The sequence below is a fragment of the Paenibacillus sp. FSL K6-1096 genome, assembly GCF_037977055.1.
Classification (GTDB): domain Bacteria; phylum Bacillota; class Bacilli; order Paenibacillales; family Paenibacillaceae; genus Paenibacillus_AQ.
In genome coordinates this window covers 706383-722089 of record NZ_CP150274.1, presented here as the reverse complement: position 1 = coordinate 722089, position 15707 = coordinate 706383, and the positions used below count along the sequence as shown (strand labels likewise).

Below are 15707 nucleotides of genomic sequence, written 5' to 3'. Positions count from 1 at the left end.
AAGCTGCCGCTAACGGAGAGCCTGTCTCGTATTCGACAATAATAGTGAGGATGTGACCTAAGGCATGAGCATTCTTGTAAATAAAAATACGAAAGTCATCACCCAGGGAATTACCGGAGCCACCGGTCTGTTTCATACAAAAGGCGCGCTGGATTACGGCACGCAAATGGTTGGCGGTGTAACTCCTGGCAAGGGGGGCACCACGGTCCAGATTACGCTGGAGGACGGCACGGAGAAGAGCCTTCCTGTATTCGATACAGTGGTTGCCGCCAAAGCCGCCACAGGCGCGACTGCAAGTGTAATCTATGTACCGCCGGCCTTCGCGGCTGATTCGATTATGGAAGCGGTGGACGCGGAGCTTGAGCTCGTCATTTGCATCACAGAAGGCATTCCGGTGCTTGATATGGTCAAAGTCTCCAGATATATGGAGGGCCGCTCCACGGTACTGATCGGTCCTAACTGTCCGGGTGTAATTACGCCGGGAGAGTGTAAAATCGGCATTATGCCGGGTTACATCCACAAGCCTGGTTATGTAGGGGTAGTCTCCCGCAGCGGGACGCTGACCTATGAGGCTGTGCATCAGCTGACAGAGCGCGGCATCGGGCAATCTACGGCGGTGGGCATCGGGGGCGACCCGGTGAAGGGCTCGGAATTCATCGATATTCTGAAGCTCTTTAATGAAGATCCCGGCACCAAGGCGGTTGTAATGATCGGGGAGATCGGCGGGACGGCCGAAGAGGAAGCTGCTCAGTGGATCAAGGAGAACATGACCAAGCCGGTGGTCGGCTTCATTGGGGGTGTCACGGCTCCTCCGGGCAAGCGGATGGGCCATGCAGGAGCAATTATTTCCGGCGGCCAGGGGACGGCCAGCGAGAAGATCGCTGTGCTGGAGTCCTGCGGCATCAAGGTGGCTCCGACACCTGCCGAGATGGGCTCAACCCTTGTCAGTGTGCTGGAAGAGCGCGGCATTCTGAACGCTTTTACTACCCACTAGAATCCTAGTTATTATAGTTATTCATGATGAATTTAATAGAATGATGTACAAGGTAAGCAACCTTTTATTCGTGATGATGCGGATGGAGGGTTGCTTTTTTTGCTTGCTATTTTGAGTGTTATATTACAAAATAAGGAAGGTCTGGCCTTCCTCTAGGGAGAGAATGCGTATGGAAATCCGTGATCTGCTGTTTGGACTGCATGAGGTGGAAGGAATCGGCTGGAAGAGCATTGACCGGATACAGCGGGCGGGACTGCTGACGGAGGATGTCTTATCCTGCACTGACGAAGACTGGCAAAGGGCCGGCATCCCCGATAAATTGTCCGCTAAGCTTGCTGCTGTTCTGAATGAAGCATGGATTGTGAAGCGCCGCTCTTTAATGGAAGAAAGCGGTGTAGCGATGGTGACCATTCTGGATGCAGACTATCCTGTTCAGTTAAAAGAAACCGCCCAGCCGCCATGGGTCCTGTATTACCGGGGCCGGCTGGAGCTGGCATCGCGCCCTTCTGTGGCGATGGTCGGAACCCGGGTGCCCACTGCCTACGGGCGCAAGGTGGGAGAGCTGCTGGCTGGTCAGCTGAGCGCAGCTGGTCTAACGGTTGTCAGCGGTCTGGCCAGAGGAATAGACAGCATCAGCCACGAAGCGGCGCTGGCGGGAGCCGGAGGCACGATTGCTGTGGTGGCCACCGGGCTGGACAAGGTCTATCCCCCGGAGAACCGCGGGCTGGAGCGGCAGATTGCGCGTGAAGGTCTGGTGCTGAGTGAATATCCGCTTGGAACACCCAGCCACCCGGGATTATTCCCGCAGCGCAACCGGATTATTGCCGGCCTGACCCTGGGGACGCTGGTGGTGGAGGCCGACAGCCGCAGCGGATCGCTGATTACAGCCGATGCTGCGCTTGAAGCCGGCAGGGATGTATTCGCCGTGCCGGGGCCGCTTACTTCACCCAAGAGCAGGGGGGCGCTGGAGCTGATTAAGCAGGGGGCCAAGCTGGTCACCGCAGCCTCAGATATTGTCGAAGAATACGTGTCCTACCTGCCTAAGGCCGGATCAGGAGCATCCCTGACAGGAGGCTTGGAGCACGGGGAAACGGAAGACTGTCTGCAAAAGAAATTGACAAGTGAGGAGCTGCACCTTTACCATATACTGCATCAAGGGCCGTTTACGCTGGATGAGCTGCTGGTGTCTACAAAGTGGGATTTTGGACATTTGCATTCAGTTCTGTTATCTTTAATCATAAAAAAAGCGGTAGTACAATTACCGGGAGCAATTTATAAGGTAATTTAATATAGAAGTAACTGTGGTAAGCATAGATTCCGTGCTTTCAGGCCTGTCCGGGAGACAGGGGAACGGGCTTTAGCTTATCAACTTTTGGGAGGAAAACCTATGGCAGATGCGTTGGTTATTGTAGAATCACCGGCAAAAGCAAAAACAATCGGTAAATATCTTGGCAGTAAATATATCGTTAAGGCATCGATGGGGCATATCCGCGATTTGCCCAAGAGCCAGATCGGCGTTGAGGTGGAAAAGGATTTCAATCCCAAGTACATTACGATCCGCGGCAAGGGCTCCATTCTGAAGGAGCTTAAGGATGCCAGCAAAAAAGTGAAAAAAGTCTATCTCGCAGCTGACCCGGACCGCGAAGGTGAAGCGATTGCCTGGCATCTGGCCCATGCGCTGGAGCTGGATAATACCCAGGAGTGCCGGGTGGTATTCAATGAGATTACGAAGCAGGCGGTGAAGGATGCCTTCAAGACGCCGCGCAAGATTAATATGGATCTGGTGAACGCCCAGCAGGCCCGGCGGATTCTCGACCGGCTGGTCGGCTATAAGATCAGTCCCCTATTATGGAAGAAAGTCAAAAAAGGCCTGTCTGCCGGACGGGTGCAATCGGTAGCGGTCAAGATTATCATGGACCGCGAGAATGAAATATCTGCGTTCATTCCTACAGAATACTGGAGTATCACCGCCAAGCTTGGCATCCGGGATTCGGAGTTCGAAGCCAAGTTCCATAAGCTGAACGGCGAGAAGAAAGAGCTGAACCAGGAGAGCGATGTCCAGGAAGTGCTGGAGGCGATCAAGAATGCCGCCTTCGAGGTGAAGGAAGTCAAGGAGAAGGAAAGACAGCGGCATCCGTCCGCTCCTTTTACAACGAGCTCGTTGCAGCAGGAAGCGGCCCGCAAGCTGGGCTTCCGCGCAGCCAAGACGATGTCAGTCGCCCAGCAGCTCTATGAAGGGGTTGAGCTGGGCAAGGAAGGCACTGTCGGCTTGATTACCTATATGCGTACGGATTCCACCCGGATCTCCGCTACGGCTCAGGAAGAAGCCAAGGAGCTGATCCTCTCCAAATACGGCGAGAAGTTCGTTCCCGAGACGCCGCGCCAGTATTCCAAGAAGGCTGCGGGCGCTCAGGATGCCCATGAAGCGATCCGTCCCACCTCTGCGCTCCGCGAGCCGGAGATGGTTAAGGAATTCATGAGCCGTGACCAGTTCCGTCTGTATAAGCTGGTATGGGAACGGTTTGTATCCAGCCAGATGTCCTCGGCGGTGCTCGATACCCTGTCGGTTGATATTGCAGCCGGTACAGCGATTTTCAGAGCCGTCGGGTCGAAGGTATCCTTCCCGGGGTTCATGAAGGTCTATGTGGAAGGCAATGATGACGGCACCACCGATGACGAGAAATTCCTGCCGCCGCTTAAGGCCGGTGATGCGTTGAAGGCGAACGAGATCGAGCCGAAGCAGCATTTCACCCAGCCGCCTCCGAGATATACGGAAGCAAGACTGGTCAAAACGCTGGAGGAGCTGGGCATCGGCCGTCCGAGTACGTATGCGCCGACACTGGAGACGATCCAGAAGCGCGGATATGTGGCGATTGAAGAGAAGAAGTTCATGCCGACCGAGCTCGGCGAGCTGATCATCGAGCAAATGGAAGAATTCTTCCCGGAGATTCTCGATGTGGAATTCACGGCCCATATGGAAGGCGATCTTGACCATGTGGAAGAGGGAGCCGAGGATTGGGTTAAGGTGCTGGCAGAATTCTATGAATCCTTCGAGAAGCGGCTTACGTATGCGGAAGAAGAAATGAAGGAAATCGAAATTGAAGATGAGGTCTCCGACGAGCTGTGCGAGAAATGCGGCAAGCCGATGGTCTACAAGCTGGGCCGGTTCGGTAAATTTCTTGCCTGCTCGGGATTCCCGGAGTGCCGCAATACGAAGCCGATTGTGAAGGATATCGGGGTCAGCTGTCCGAAATGCCATGAAGGCAAGGTTGTAGAGCGGCGCAGCAAGAAGGGGCGTGTCTTCTACGGCTGTGACCAGTATCCGGGCTGCGATTTCGTGTCCTGGGACAGACCGTCCGCGAAGCCGTGTCCGGTGTGCGGCGCCTGGATGATAGAGAAGCGCAATAAGCAGGGTACGAAGCTGCAGTGCACCTCGTGTGATCATACAGAGGAAGTGCTGGACAACGAAGAATTGGCAGAATAATAGGTTCACAGGAGGAACGGAAATTGACTGAAATCAAGAAGGTAACCGTCATCGGAGCAGGCCTTGCCGGGAGCGAGGCCGCCTGGCAAATCGCCTCTCGCGGAGTGCCGGTAAGATTATATGAGATGCGCCCGGCCGTGAAGACACCGGCGCATCATACGGACCAGTTCGCCGAGCTGGTCTGCAGCAACTCGCTGCGGGCTAACGGGCTGGGCAATGCGGTGGGTGTACTTAAGGAAGAAATGCGGCGCCTGGACTCGCTTGTGCTGGGCGCTGCCGACAAACATGCGGTTCCGGCAGGCGGTGCGCTTGCGGTAGACCGCGACGGCTTCTCCGGTGAGATTACATCCGTGCTGCATAATCACCCGCTGGTTGAGGTCATAAACGAAGAGCTTACACATATACCGGAGGAAGGGATCGTTGTCATTGCCACAGGCCCGCTGACCTCCCCGGCGCTGTCCTCTGAGATCAAGGAGCTGCTTGGCGAGGAATACTTCTATTTCTACGATGCCGCCGCCCCGATTGTGGAGAAGGACAGCATTGATATGAGCAAGGTCTATCTGGCCTCCCGCTACGATAAAGGCGAAGCTGCCTACCTGAATTGCCCGATGACGGAAGAAGAATTCAATACTTTCTATGATGCCCTAATCTCGGCGGAGACTGCTGCGCTCAAAGATTTCGAGAAAGAGATTTACTTCGAGGGCTGTATGCCAATCGAGATTATGATGAGACGCGGCAAGCAGACGGCCTTATTCGGCCCTATGAAGCCCGTAGGTCTGATGAATCCGCACACCGGCAAGCTGCCTTACGCGGTTGTGCAACTCCGCCAGGACAACGCTGCGGGAACGCTGTATAATCTGGTTGGCTTCCAGACCCATCTGAAGTGGGGCGAGCAGAAACGGGTCTTCTCGCTGATTCCGGGCCTGGAGAATGCCGAATATGTGCGCTACGGCGTCATGCACCGCAATACCTTTATCAACTCCCCCAAGCTGCTGCATCCTACTTATCAGATGAAGGGCCGTGAGCGCCTGTTCTTCGCCGGACAAATGACCGGTGTGGAAGGGTACGTGGAGTCGGCGGCTTCCGGCATGATTGCCGGCATGAATGCAGCGCGGGCTGCGCTTGGCGAGGAGAGCCTGATTTTCCCGGAGGATACCGTTCTTGGCAGCATGCCTGCTTACATTACCTCAGCCGATCCCGAGCACTTCCAGCCGATGAATGCCAACTTCGGCCTGCTGCCGAAGCTGGACACGCGGTTCAAGAGCAAGAAGGAGAAGAATGAACGTCTCGCCTACCGGGCGCTGGACAGCCTCGCCGCATATGCGGCATCCCGCGGGCTGACGTATAAGGAGCCTGAGGCGGCGGAAGCAGAGCATGCCGAAGCGGATGCTCCGGCGCAATAAATTCAGAAGTTCGATCATAACATTTCAGGAGGGTGCCTATTATGTTACCCAGCTTTCATGCGACTACAATTTGTGCGGTAAGACATAACGGCCATGCGGCGATTGCCGGGGACGGCCAGGTTACATTCGGAGAGAGCGTCATTATGAAGACGACGGCCAAAAAAGTCCGCCGCCTGTACAGAGGGCAGGTGATTGCAGGTTTTGCGGGTTCCGTATCCGATGCGATCACACTGTTCGAGAAGTTCGAGGGCAAGCTGGAGGAGCATCACGGCAACCTGCAGAGGGCTGCGGTGGAGCTGGCCAAGGATTGGCGCCAGGACCGCATCCTGCGCAAGCTGGAGGCCCTTATGATTGTAATGGATAAGGAAGGGATGCTGCTGATCTCCGGCAACGGCGAGATCATTGAACCGGATGACGATGTGCTGGCGATCGGCTCCGGCGGGAACTTTGCGCTCGCCTCCGGGCGGGCGCTCAAACGTCATGCCGCTCATCTGGGCGCCGACGAGATTGCCAGAGAAGCGCTGCAGATTGCTTCCGAGATCTGTGTATATACCAATTCCAATATCATTGTCGAACAATTATAGGCACGGTGCCACACAAAAAGGGAGGAACTCCGAATGGCGAATCAGTCGCTTACACCCCGCCAGATTGTAACAGAGCTTGACAAGTATATTGTAGGCCAGAGACAGGCCAAGAAATCCGTAGCTGTGGCGCTGCGCAACCGCTACCGGCGCAGTCTGTTGTCCGAAGAGCTGCGCGATGAGGTGGTGCCCAAAAACATTCTGATGATCGGACCGACCGGTGTCGGCAAAACGGAAATTGCCCGGCGTCTGGCCAAGCTTGTCAATGCGCCGTTCATCAAGATAGAAGCTACCAAGTTTACCGAAGTCGGTTATGTGGGCCGTGATGTCGAGTCGATGGTCCGCGATCTGGTGGAGACCTCTATCCGTATGGTGAAGCTGGAGCGCACCGAGAAGGTGAAGGACCGTGCGGAAGAGCTGGCCAATGACCGTATCGTCGCGATTCTGGCGCCTTCGTCATCGAAGGGCAAGTCACAGCGGAACCCGTTCGAGATGATTTTTGGCGGGAACAGCGGCAGCGCGGAGGATACCAAGGAAGAGGCGGAGGACGGAAGCCTGAGCGAGCGCCGCAGGGGCATTAAGTTCAAGCTGCTGGCCGGCCAGCTGGAGGATGACATCATTGAGATTGATGTGGAGGATACCACGCCTTCGATGATGGATATGTTCGCGGGACAGGGCAACGACCAGATAGGTATGAATATGCAGGAGATGTTCGGCAGCCTGCTGCCGAAGCGGACGAAGAAGCGCAAGCTGCCGATCCGGGAGGCCCGCAAGGTGCTGATTCAGGATGAAGCGGCCAAACTGATCGATACAGACGATATGATCCAGGAATCCGTTGCGCGTGCGGAGCAGTCCGGGATTATTTTTATCGATGAGATTGATAAGGTAGCCAGCCAGGGCAAAGGCTCCGGCCCGGATGTATCCCGCGAGGGGGTACAGCGCGATATTCTGCCTATCGTGGAAGGCTCGACGGTAATGACCAAATACGGTCCTGTGAAGACAGACTATATCCTGTTCATCGCCGCAGGGGCTTTTCATATTGCCAAGCCTTCGGATCTGATTCCTGAGCTGCAGGGGCGCTTCCCGATTCGTGTAGAGCTGAGCAGTCTGACACTTGAGGACTTTGTATCTATTCTGACTGAGCCGGAGAACGCATTAACGAAACAATATGTGCATCTGCTGCAGACGGAGAACATTGAAATCCAGTTTCAGAAGGAGGCTATTCAGGAAATTGCCAAAATCGCCGCTTCTGTGAACCAGAATATGGAGAATATCGGAGCGCGGCGTCTGCACACCATCCTGGAGAAGCTGCTGGAGGATCTTTCGTTTGAAGCGCCTGAGCTGACTTTGGATACTATGGTCATTACCCCCGAGTATGTTCGCGAAAAACTGGCAGGAATCGCCCAGGATCGCGATTTAAGCCAATATATCCTTTAATGTGACAGACTTCAAAACAACAAATCTGGGTAATAAGAATTACAACTATCCGAATTTGATCCTAAAATCATGCGTGAAAAGTTAAATTACGCTATTTTTTAGAAGAATATGTAACTTAAAAGGAAGAAAATTGTAAAAACATGCTTTAAGCCCTCTCTTTTCTGAAAAGATAGGGCTTATTTCTTATTGTAATAATATACAAATTCTAAGAGAATCAATGTATGTGAGATTGACATAAGATGCATTCATCGACATGATTCGACTTTTAAGCGACGATTCAATGAAAAAAATGGCTTTATTTGTCGAATAAGAGCAGGATTTTGGTCGAAGTTGTGGAATTCTTTTCATTATGATAGGTTTGGAAGGGGGATTACCATGGGTTTGCTTAACAGTGTCAGCTTTCAAAGATTACAGGGGGGCCTAGAAGCCGCCACCAAACGACAAAGTGTTCTCGCTAATAATGTAGCAAATGCTGATACACCAAATTTTAAACGTTCTGATGTAAGCTTTGAGAGTATCCTGAGACAACAGGAGCTTGGACTCAAGCCGACGCTGAGCGCTAAAGTATCAGATTCCCGTCATTTCCAGTTTGGGACGGTGACCGGTATGCCGGCTGCTGTTGTCAGCACAGATGAGACTACTTCGATGAATAACAATGGAAATAATGTGGATATGGACCGTGAACAGGCGCTGAGCGCCGAGAACCAGCTGAGGTACAACTCTTATATAGAGCAGCTGAACAGCCAGATCACAATGATGCGTACAGTGGTGCAGGGAGGATAATGAGCGATGAATTTTGGCAGCAGCTTTGGAATCAGTGCCTCGGCCTTAACCGCCCAGCGCCTGCGGATGGATATCATCTCGTCCAATATCGCAAACGCGGAGACTACTAGAGCCTCTGTAGTGGACGGCAAGGCCGTTCCTTACCGCCGCAAGCTTGCAGTACTGGAGACCGGCCAGGGAGACAGCTTCTCTAATATCCTCCAATCGCGAATGGGCGGGGGCAGCGAAGGGGTCAAGGTTAAGGAAATTATCGACGATACTTCGCCGCTGAAGCCGGTGTACAACCCCAGCCATCCCGATGCGGATGTCAACGGTTATGTGTACATGCCGAATGTGGATATCACCAAGGAAATGGTGGACATGCTGTCTGCCTCGCGTTCTTATGAAGCGAATGTTACGATGCTGAACGCCTCCAAATCGATGGTGGTCAAGGCGCTTGAGATCGGACGGTAAGTTGAATTGATGAACTAGGGGGAGAAAAAGTGATACAGAATGTATTAATCGGGAGCCAGGCCGTGCAGCCGCTCGCAATGAAGCCCGCAGCCGCCAACTCCTCAGCCGTTCAGCAATCAGGGCAGAGCTTCGGCTCCTATCTGGAGGATGCCCTTAATCAGGTGGCCGCCCAGGAACAGCAGGCTAAAGACATGAGCAACAAATTTGTACTGGGCGAGGTCAACATTGACGAAGCGATGATATCGTCCCAGCAGGCATTGCTGAGTTTGCAGCTGACTACACAAGTCCGGAACAAAGTGATAGAAGCCTATCAGGAAATTATGAGAACGCAAATCTAAATAATCCTAGCTACGTTTCGGATGGGGTGACACTGTGAATGAAAGATTGGCCCAGTACCGGGAGAAGGTGACCCAGTATTGGAACAGATTCAGCGGTAAACAGAAAATATTATTTTTCTCCACGCTGTTTATCATCATAATAGTAATCGTAGTAGCAACCATGCAGTTAACGAAGGTTGAATATGAAGTGGCCTTCAAGGATCTGGACAGCACGGATTCTGCAGGAGTTATGAATTATCTGGATTCATCCGGGGTGTCTTACCGTCTTAGCCCTGATGGCAAGAGCATATCCGTACCAAGCACAGATGCTGCGCGCATTAAGATTGCTGTCGGCTCGCAGGGGATTGTCCAGCAGGGGTCCATCGGCTACAAGGTGTTCAATGAATCCTCTTCGATGATCGGCACTACAGACAGTGAATTCAATGTGAAGTACAACAATGCCCTGAACGGTGAAGTGGAACAGCTCATGCGGAGAATGCAGGGAATTAAGGACGCCAAGGTGCTCGTCACCCTGCCCAAGGAGACTGTGTTCGCCGCGCAGGAGGATCAGGAGAAGGCTCAGGCTTCCGTTGTGCTAAGCTTCGATCCCGGATTCAGACCGTCGCAGGAGAATATTGACGGATACTTCAATCTGGTGAAGACGGCTGTTCCCAATCTTCCAATCGACAACATTACCATCACCAATAATGAGGTGGAGCTGCGGCCGACAGCCAGAGGCGGTCAGAGCGGTGTCTCCAGCCAGGTTGAAGAGAACTTCGCGCTGCAGAAGAAATTTGAGGAAGATGTCAAACGGGATGTTAAGCAGTTCCTCAGTACACTCACCGGTCCCGATAAAGTCGATGTTCTGGTATTCTCCAAGCTGAACTTCGATAAAGAGAACAGGAAGGAAGACCTCGTAGTTCCTGTAGACGCTGAGAATATGAAAGGGATCGAGATCAGCTCCCAGATCATCAGCAATACGTACTCAGGTAAAGGGAACACATCCGGTGGAGTGGCAGGTACAGGCTCTGAAGATGTTGCAGGTTATCCGGCGGGGGCGAGCACGGGTGATTCTTCTTCTGAGGAAACATCGGAGACCAGAAATTATGAAGTCAGCAGAATCACTAAGGATATTATTGCCAGCCCATATACTGTAAAAGATTTAACCATTAATGTTGCGGTTGAACCACCTGCAGGGCAAAATGCTCTGGATGATGCGACCACGGGAGCAATCAGAAATATTCTGGTCAACATCGTCCGCGCTTCACTGGCGGATTCGGGTGTCACTTATACAGACGCCGATCTTACCAAAAAAGTTTCGGTATTGTCCCAACAATTTGGCAGTACCGCTGCGGATACCGCTTCGGGAGGACTTGCCAACTGGATGCTCTGGGCGATTGGCGCAGCCGCGCTGCTCGTCGGTGCAGGCGGCGGTTATCTGATCTACCGCAGCCGCAAGAACAAGCAGGAGGAAGAGGTAGAGGAAGATATTCCGCTGCAGGTTCCAACCGAGTTTCCGTCTATTAATATGGACAGCGTGACGAACGAGAGTCAGGTCCGCAAGCAGCTGGAAAGTCTGGCGAAGAAGAAGCCGGATGAATTCGTAAACCTGCTGCGTACATGGCTTGCTGAAGAACAGAGGTGAAGGAATGGCAAAGGCTAGCCAGCAGGGACTCAGCGGCCGGCAAAAAGCGGCAATCCTGCTAATCACATTAGGGCCGGAAGTTTCGGCGCAAATATTCAAGCATTTGAGAGACGAGGAAATCGAACAGCTCACCCTGGAAATCGCTAATGTCCGCAAGGTGGACAGCAGTGAGAAGGAGCTGATCATGTCTGAATTCCATCAGATCTGTCTCGCCCAGGAGTATATCTCGCAAGGCGGTATCAACTATGCCAAGGAGATTCTGGAGAAGGCGCTTGGCTCCGCCAAGGCGCTTGAGGTCATCAACCGGCTCACGGCGACACTCCAGGTAAGACCGTTCGACTTCGCCCGCAAGGCGGACCCGAATCAGATTCTCAACTTCATCCAGAACGAGAATGTCCAGACAATTGCCCTTGTACTCTCATACCTGCAATTTGAACAGGCCGCCTCTATCCTGTCTTCCCTGCCTCAGGAGAAGCAGGCCGAGGTTGCCCGGAGAATTGCGATTATGGACAGCACGTCTCCGGAGGTTGTGACTCAGATCGAACGTGTGCTGGAGCAGAAGCTGTCGGCAACCGTTACCCAGGACTATACGAATGCAGGCGGTATCGAATCGATTGTCCAGATTCTGAACGGTGTCGACCGCGGTACAGAGCGTACCATTCTGGATTCCCTGGAAATTCAGGACCCGGAGCTGGCGGAAGAGATCAAGAAGCGGATGTTCGTCTTCGAGGATATCGTCAATGTGGACAACCGGTCCATCCAGCGGATTATCAAGGATATCGACAATGCCGATCTGCAGCTGGCGCTCAAGGTCGCCAGCGAAGAGGTGCGGGACGTTATCTTCCGCAACATGTCCAAGCGTATGGCCGAGACCTTCCGCGAGGAAATGGAATATATGGGTCCGGTACGGCTGCGTGATGTGGAAGAAGCGCAGACCCGCATCGTAGGCACGATCCGCAGACTTGAGGAATCCGGCGAAATTATCATCGCCCGTGGCGGAGGAGATGACATTATTGTCTAAGCTGATCAAACATTCTCAATATATTCCTGTTGATGTGCTGAAGCGGCTGGAGCAGGCCAGACATCATGCAGGACTTGCTGAAGAGCCTGCTCAGGATGAGGCTGCCGGGGATAGCCGCGAGGCGGACCCGGCCGGAGAAGCGGCGGAGCAGGCCCGGAAGCAGATGCTGAAGGACGCTCAGGAGTTCGCTGAAGACCAGGTCCGCAGCGCCTCCCAGGAAGCCGAGAATATTATCGAATCAGCACGGACGGAAGCTGAAGAATGGTGGCGGCAGCGCAGGGAGCAGGACGAGCTGCTGATCGAAGCGGTGAAGGCCGAAGGCTATCAGCAGGGGTATCAGGAAGGTCTGGCTCAGGCCGAGCTGGAGATGTCCCGGCGCATGGCCGAGATGATGGAGGAGGCACAGAGCGTGCTTCAGGAGGCGTACCGGGCAAGGGATGTCATTATTCAGGAGGCTGAGCCGTTTCTGGTGGAGATGAGCTGCAGCATTGCCGAGAAGATTGTGGACAAGCAGCTTACAGTGGAACCGCAGTTCGCCATGGACCTGATCCGTAAGAATCTGGCCCGCAAGCGCGAGCAGGGGCTGATCTCGCTCTGCGTCTCTCCTGCCCAGTTCGCCTTCGTCAACGCAGCCAGGGAAGAGCTCTCGCTCGCTGTGGACTCGCAGGCGGAGCTGCAGATTCTCCCGGACTCCACGGTGAAGGACCAGGGCTGTGTCATCCGCTCTTCCTTCGGCAGCATTGACGCACGCGTCGATACGCAGCTTGCCGAGATCAAGAAGGAGCTGCTGCGCATCGCATTGGACTCGGATGAGCAGAGAAATGGGGACAGCGATGCTTGACACCGGCAAATATAAAGAACAGCTGCGTAACTTCGATCCGGTCCGCATCAACGGCAAGGTTACCCAGGTGATCGGGCTGATGGTCGAGTCGGAAGGACCGGATGCCAGCATCGGGGATGTGTGTTACATCTATCCGGCCAAAGGCACGAAGCCGCTCCAGGCTGAGGTGGTCGGATTCCGCGACAACAAGGTGCTGCTCATGCCGCTGGGGGAACTGCAGGCCATCGGCCCCGGTTGTGATGTGGTTGGCACCGGCAAGCCGCTGAGCGTCCAAGTCGGCTCGGAGCTGCTGGGCAAGGTTCTGGACGGTCTCGGACAGCCGCTCGACGGCTCACTGATTCCGGCCAGAATGCCGCACAGCTCGACGTTTAATATTCCGGCCAACCCGCTAAACCGCCCGCGGGTGGCCGAGCCGATCAGCATCGGCGTCCGGGCGATTGACGGGCTGCTGACCATCGGCAAAGGCCAGCGCGTAGGTATCTTTGCCGGCTCTGGCGTCGGCAAGAGCACTCTGATGGGGATGATTGCCCGCAATACGTCAGCGGATGTGAATGTGATTGCCCTGATCGGCGAGCGGGGCAGAGAGGTGCTGGATTTCATTGAGCGCGACCTGGGGCCGGAGGGCCTGCAGCGTTCCGTAGTCATCGTAGCCACCTCGGACCAGCCGGCGCTGATCCGCATCAAAGGGGCGCTCATTGCGACTACCATCGCAGAATACTTCCGTGACCGCGGTCTGAATGTCATGCTGATGATGGACTCGGTTACCCGCTATGCGATGGCCCAGCGTGAGGTAGGACTGGCTGTAGGTGAGCCTCCGGCGATGAGAGGGTATACGCCCTCCGTGTTCGCCAGCCTGCCCAAGCTGCTGGAGCGGGCAGGGACGGGGCCTACAGGCTCAATTACCGCTTTCTATACCGTACTGGTGGACGGTGACGACATGAATGAGCCGATCGCCGATGCGGTGCGCGGCATCCTGGACGGGCATATTGTCCTGAACCGGAGCATTGCCAACAAAGGGCACTTCCCGGCCATTGATGTGCTGGCAAGCATCAGCCGGGTGATGAAGGATATCGCCCCGGAGGAGCAGATTGCCGCGGCAGAGAATGTGAAGCGTCTGATGGCCGTGTACAAGGACTCCGAGGATCTGATTAATATCGGAGCCTATCAGCGGGGCTCCAATGCCCAAATCGATGAGTCCATTCATTATATCGACAGTATTTGGCAATTCACCCGGCAGAAGGTGAATGAGAAGGTTACCCTTAGTGAAGTCCAGCAGTCTTTAATTTCACAGTTCTCGAGGAGTGAATGATCATGCGGTTCCATTATACTTTTCAAAAAGTGGTGGACTTGAAGGGTAACGAAAAGACACAGGCAGAGTGGATGCTCTCAAGCGCGCTCGGAGAACTGCAGGCACAGGAGAAAAGCCTTGATGAATTAATGAGCCAGCGCAGCGCGCTGATGTCCTCTCTGCAAAGTGCAGCCCAGCAGAAGACACCGCTGGCCAAGCTCCGCGAGATGCAGGATTATGCGGATTACCTGGACAGATGCATTGCCCGCAAGCAGTCCGATATCAGCCGGGCGCATATGGAGGTTCAGAGCAAACAGAACCATCTGAGCACCAAGGTGCTGGATGAGAAGGTATGGCTTATGGCCAAAGACAAGGCACAGACGGCATTTCTGCAGAATATGAGTTTACGGGAACAAAACGAACTGGATGAGATGGCTACCGTCCGCTTCGCGATGAAATCCCTCTAACCCGGGAGGCTTCCGCCAGTGGCAAATCATGAAATGGAATTTGAAGATGAAGGGTCGGCAGGCAAGTTAGAGCGTTTCTTATTCTTGATGATTCCGATCATCTTCACGCTTGTGCTGCTTGGAGTGTTGCTGACTCTATTTAATATGGATATCCGCAATAACGTGTTGGAGATTGCGGGCAAGATTCCTATTGTAGAGAAGTGGGTTCCTGATCCGGTGCCGGACCCTGCAGCCGCAGATGAGGCCGGCGAAGATCCGCAAAAGGAAAGCAAGGAGCAGGCTGCCAGCTCGGAGAGCACGATTAAGGAGCTTAAATCGCAGCTGGCCGAGCAGGCCGAGAAGCTGAAGCAGGCCGAAGACGCCAGAACAGCCGAGGCGGATAAGTCCGCAGCGCTCCAGCAGCAGATTGACAGCCTAAAGGCAGAGGCCGCTGAGGCTGCCGCCGCCACTCCTGAAGAGGAAGATCCTTATCTAAAGAATGTGAAGGATCTGGCCAAGCTGTATGGCGGAATGAAGGCCTCCAAGGCAGCCCCGATTATGGAGAATCTGACTACGGAAGAGATGGTGCAGATCTTCAGCAATATGAGCAATGCCAGCAAAACGGCGATTCTCGAAAAGATGGACCCTAAAAAAGCGGCGGATGTGTCGGTTCTGCTAAAGGAAACAACCAATTCAACCGATATGGCTATTGCAGCCCTTCAATCCAGAATTAAGCAGGAGACAGGGGCTGAGGCTCCCGCGAAGACCTCAGCCAATCTGGACCAGGAGAAGCTCAGTCAGACCTTCACGGCGATGCCGGCTGCCGATGCGGCCGTCTTGCTCGGCTCCATGTACAGCGTCAGCCCGGATAAGGTGATTACTATCCTTAATACAGTAGGTGACACGGTCCGCTCCTCGATTCTGGGAGAGATGACCAAGAAGGACAGCAAGCAGGCAGCCCAAATACTAAACCGTCTGATGGGCGGTAAATAAAACGCTTGAAGGGAGGTGAAA

At 54.0% G+C, this 15707-nt stretch carries 15 protein-coding genes; all 15 read left to right on the top strand.

Features of this window, described 5'->3' with window-relative positions; genetic code table 11:
- The first annotated feature begins 64 nt into the window (after positions 1-64).
- Positions 65-994 (top strand): succinate--CoA ligase subunit alpha, encoded by a 930-nt coding sequence (gene sucD, locus MHI24_RS03230; RefSeq protein ID WP_340024121.1) that lies wholly within the window; start codon positions 65-67, stop codon positions 992-994.
- Between the two features lie 169 nt (positions 995-1163).
- Entirely contained in the window at positions 1164-2282 is a 1119-nt protein-coding gene (gene dprA / locus MHI24_RS03225; protein WP_340024120.1) for a DNA-processing protein DprA, read from the top strand.
- Positions 2283-2381: 99 nt separating this feature from the next.
- Positions 2382-4478 (top strand): type I DNA topoisomerase, encoded by a 2097-nt coding sequence (topA, locus tag MHI24_RS03220; RefSeq protein ID WP_340024119.1) that lies wholly within the window; start codon positions 2382-2384, stop codon positions 4476-4478.
- 23 nt (positions 4479-4501) lie between these two features.
- Positions 4502-5881: an FADH(2)-oxidizing methylenetetrahydrofolate--tRNA-(uracil(54)-C(5))-methyltransferase TrmFO gene (gene trmFO / locus MHI24_RS03215; protein ID WP_340024118.1), complete on the top strand. Its 1380-nt coding sequence runs from the start codon at positions 4502-4504 to the stop codon at positions 5879-5881.
- Positions 5882-5922: 41 nt separating this feature from the next.
- Complete coding sequence (gene hslV / locus MHI24_RS03210; protein ID WP_340024117.1) at positions 5923-6465, top strand: ATP-dependent protease subunit HslV; 543 nt, start codon at positions 5923-5925, stop codon at positions 6463-6465.
- A 33-nt stretch (positions 6466-6498) separates the two neighbouring features.
- Positions 6499-7899, top strand: coding sequence for an ATP-dependent protease ATPase subunit HslU (gene hslU, locus MHI24_RS03205; protein ID WP_340024116.1), 1401 nt, complete (start codon positions 6499-6501; stop codon positions 7897-7899).
- A 375-nt stretch (positions 7900-8274) separates the two neighbouring features.
- The gene (flgB, locus tag MHI24_RS03200; RefSeq protein ID WP_340024115.1) at positions 8275-8682 is read left to right on the top strand and encodes a flagellar basal body rod protein FlgB; all 408 of its coding nucleotides are present in this window, start codon (positions 8275-8277) and stop codon (positions 8680-8682) included.
- A gap of 6 nt (positions 8683-8688) precedes the next feature.
- Positions 8689-9135 (top strand): flagellar basal body rod protein FlgC, encoded by a 447-nt coding sequence (flgC, locus tag MHI24_RS03195; RefSeq protein ID WP_340024114.1) that lies wholly within the window; start codon positions 8689-8691, stop codon positions 9133-9135.
- Between the two features lie 29 nt (positions 9136-9164).
- Complete coding sequence (fliE, locus tag MHI24_RS03190) at positions 9165-9473, top strand: flagellar hook-basal body complex protein FliE (protein ID WP_340024113.1); 309 nt, start codon at positions 9165-9167, stop codon at positions 9471-9473.
- 34 nt (positions 9474-9507) lie between these two features.
- Positions 9508-11097 (top strand): flagellar basal-body MS-ring/collar protein FliF, encoded by a 1590-nt coding sequence (gene fliF, locus MHI24_RS03185; protein ID WP_340024112.1) that lies wholly within the window; start codon positions 9508-9510, stop codon positions 11095-11097.
- A 4-nt stretch (positions 11098-11101) separates the two neighbouring features.
- The gene (fliG, locus tag MHI24_RS03180; RefSeq protein ID WP_340024111.1) at positions 11102-12118 is read left to right on the top strand and encodes a flagellar motor switch protein FliG; all 1017 of its coding nucleotides are present in this window, start codon (positions 11102-11104) and stop codon (positions 12116-12118) included.
- Entirely contained in the window at positions 12111-12959 is an 849-nt protein-coding gene (locus tag MHI24_RS03175) for a FliH/SctL family protein (RefSeq protein ID WP_340024110.1), read from the top strand. The genes fliG and MHI24_RS03175 overlap by 8 nt, the downstream gene beginning before the upstream one ends.
- The gene (gene fliI, locus MHI24_RS03170) at positions 12940-14268 is read left to right on the top strand and encodes a flagellar protein export ATPase FliI (RefSeq protein ID WP_340024109.1); all 1329 of its coding nucleotides are present in this window, start codon (positions 12940-12942) and stop codon (positions 14266-14268) included. Before MHI24_RS03175 ends, fliI begins: the two co-directional genes overlap by 20 nt.
- A gap of 2 nt (positions 14269-14270) precedes the next feature.
- Positions 14271-14714, top strand: a complete 444-nt coding sequence (fliJ, locus tag MHI24_RS03165; RefSeq protein ID WP_340024108.1) for a flagellar export protein FliJ — start codon at positions 14271-14273, stop codon at positions 14712-14714.
- A gap of 18 nt (positions 14715-14732) precedes the next feature.
- Positions 14733-15686 (top strand): kinesin, encoded by a 954-nt coding sequence (locus MHI24_RS03160; protein WP_340024107.1) that lies wholly within the window; start codon positions 14733-14735, stop codon positions 15684-15686.
- The last annotated feature ends 21 nt before the right edge of the window (positions 15687-15707 follow it).

What these genes read in the sequence shown, in the direction of transcription:
- sucD (WP_340024121.1), top strand. Translation starts at nt 65, where the DNA reads ATGAGCATTCTTGTAAATAAAAATACGAAAGTCATCACCCAGGGAATT.
- dprA (WP_340024120.1), top strand. Translation starts at nt 1,164, where the DNA reads ATGGAAATCCGTGATCTGCTGTTTGGACTGCATGAGGTGGAAGGAATC.
- topA (WP_340024119.1), top strand. Translation starts at nt 2,382, where the DNA reads ATGGCAGATGCGTTGGTTATTGTAGAATCACCGGCAAAAGCAAAAACA.
- hslV (WP_340024117.1), top strand. Translation starts at nt 5,923, where the DNA reads ATGTTACCCAGCTTTCATGCGACTACAATTTGTGCGGTAAGACATAAC.
- hslU (WP_340024116.1), top strand. Translation starts at nt 6,499, where the DNA reads ATGGCGAATCAGTCGCTTACACCCCGCCAGATTGTAACAGAGCTTGAC.
- flgB (WP_340024115.1), top strand. Translation starts at nt 8,275, where the DNA reads ATGGGTTTGCTTAACAGTGTCAGCTTTCAAAGATTACAGGGGGGCCTA.
- flgC (WP_340024114.1), top strand. Translation starts at nt 8,689, where the DNA reads ATGAATTTTGGCAGCAGCTTTGGAATCAGTGCCTCGGCCTTAACCGCC.
- fliG (WP_340024111.1), top strand. Translation starts at nt 11,102, where the DNA reads ATGGCAAAGGCTAGCCAGCAGGGACTCAGCGGCCGGCAAAAAGCGGCA.
- fliI (WP_340024109.1), top strand. Translation starts at nt 12,940, where the DNA reads ATGGGGACAGCGATGCTTGACACCGGCAAATATAAAGAACAGCTGCGT.
- fliJ (WP_340024108.1), top strand. Translation starts at nt 14,271, where the DNA reads ATGCGGTTCCATTATACTTTTCAAAAAGTGGTGGACTTGAAGGGTAAC.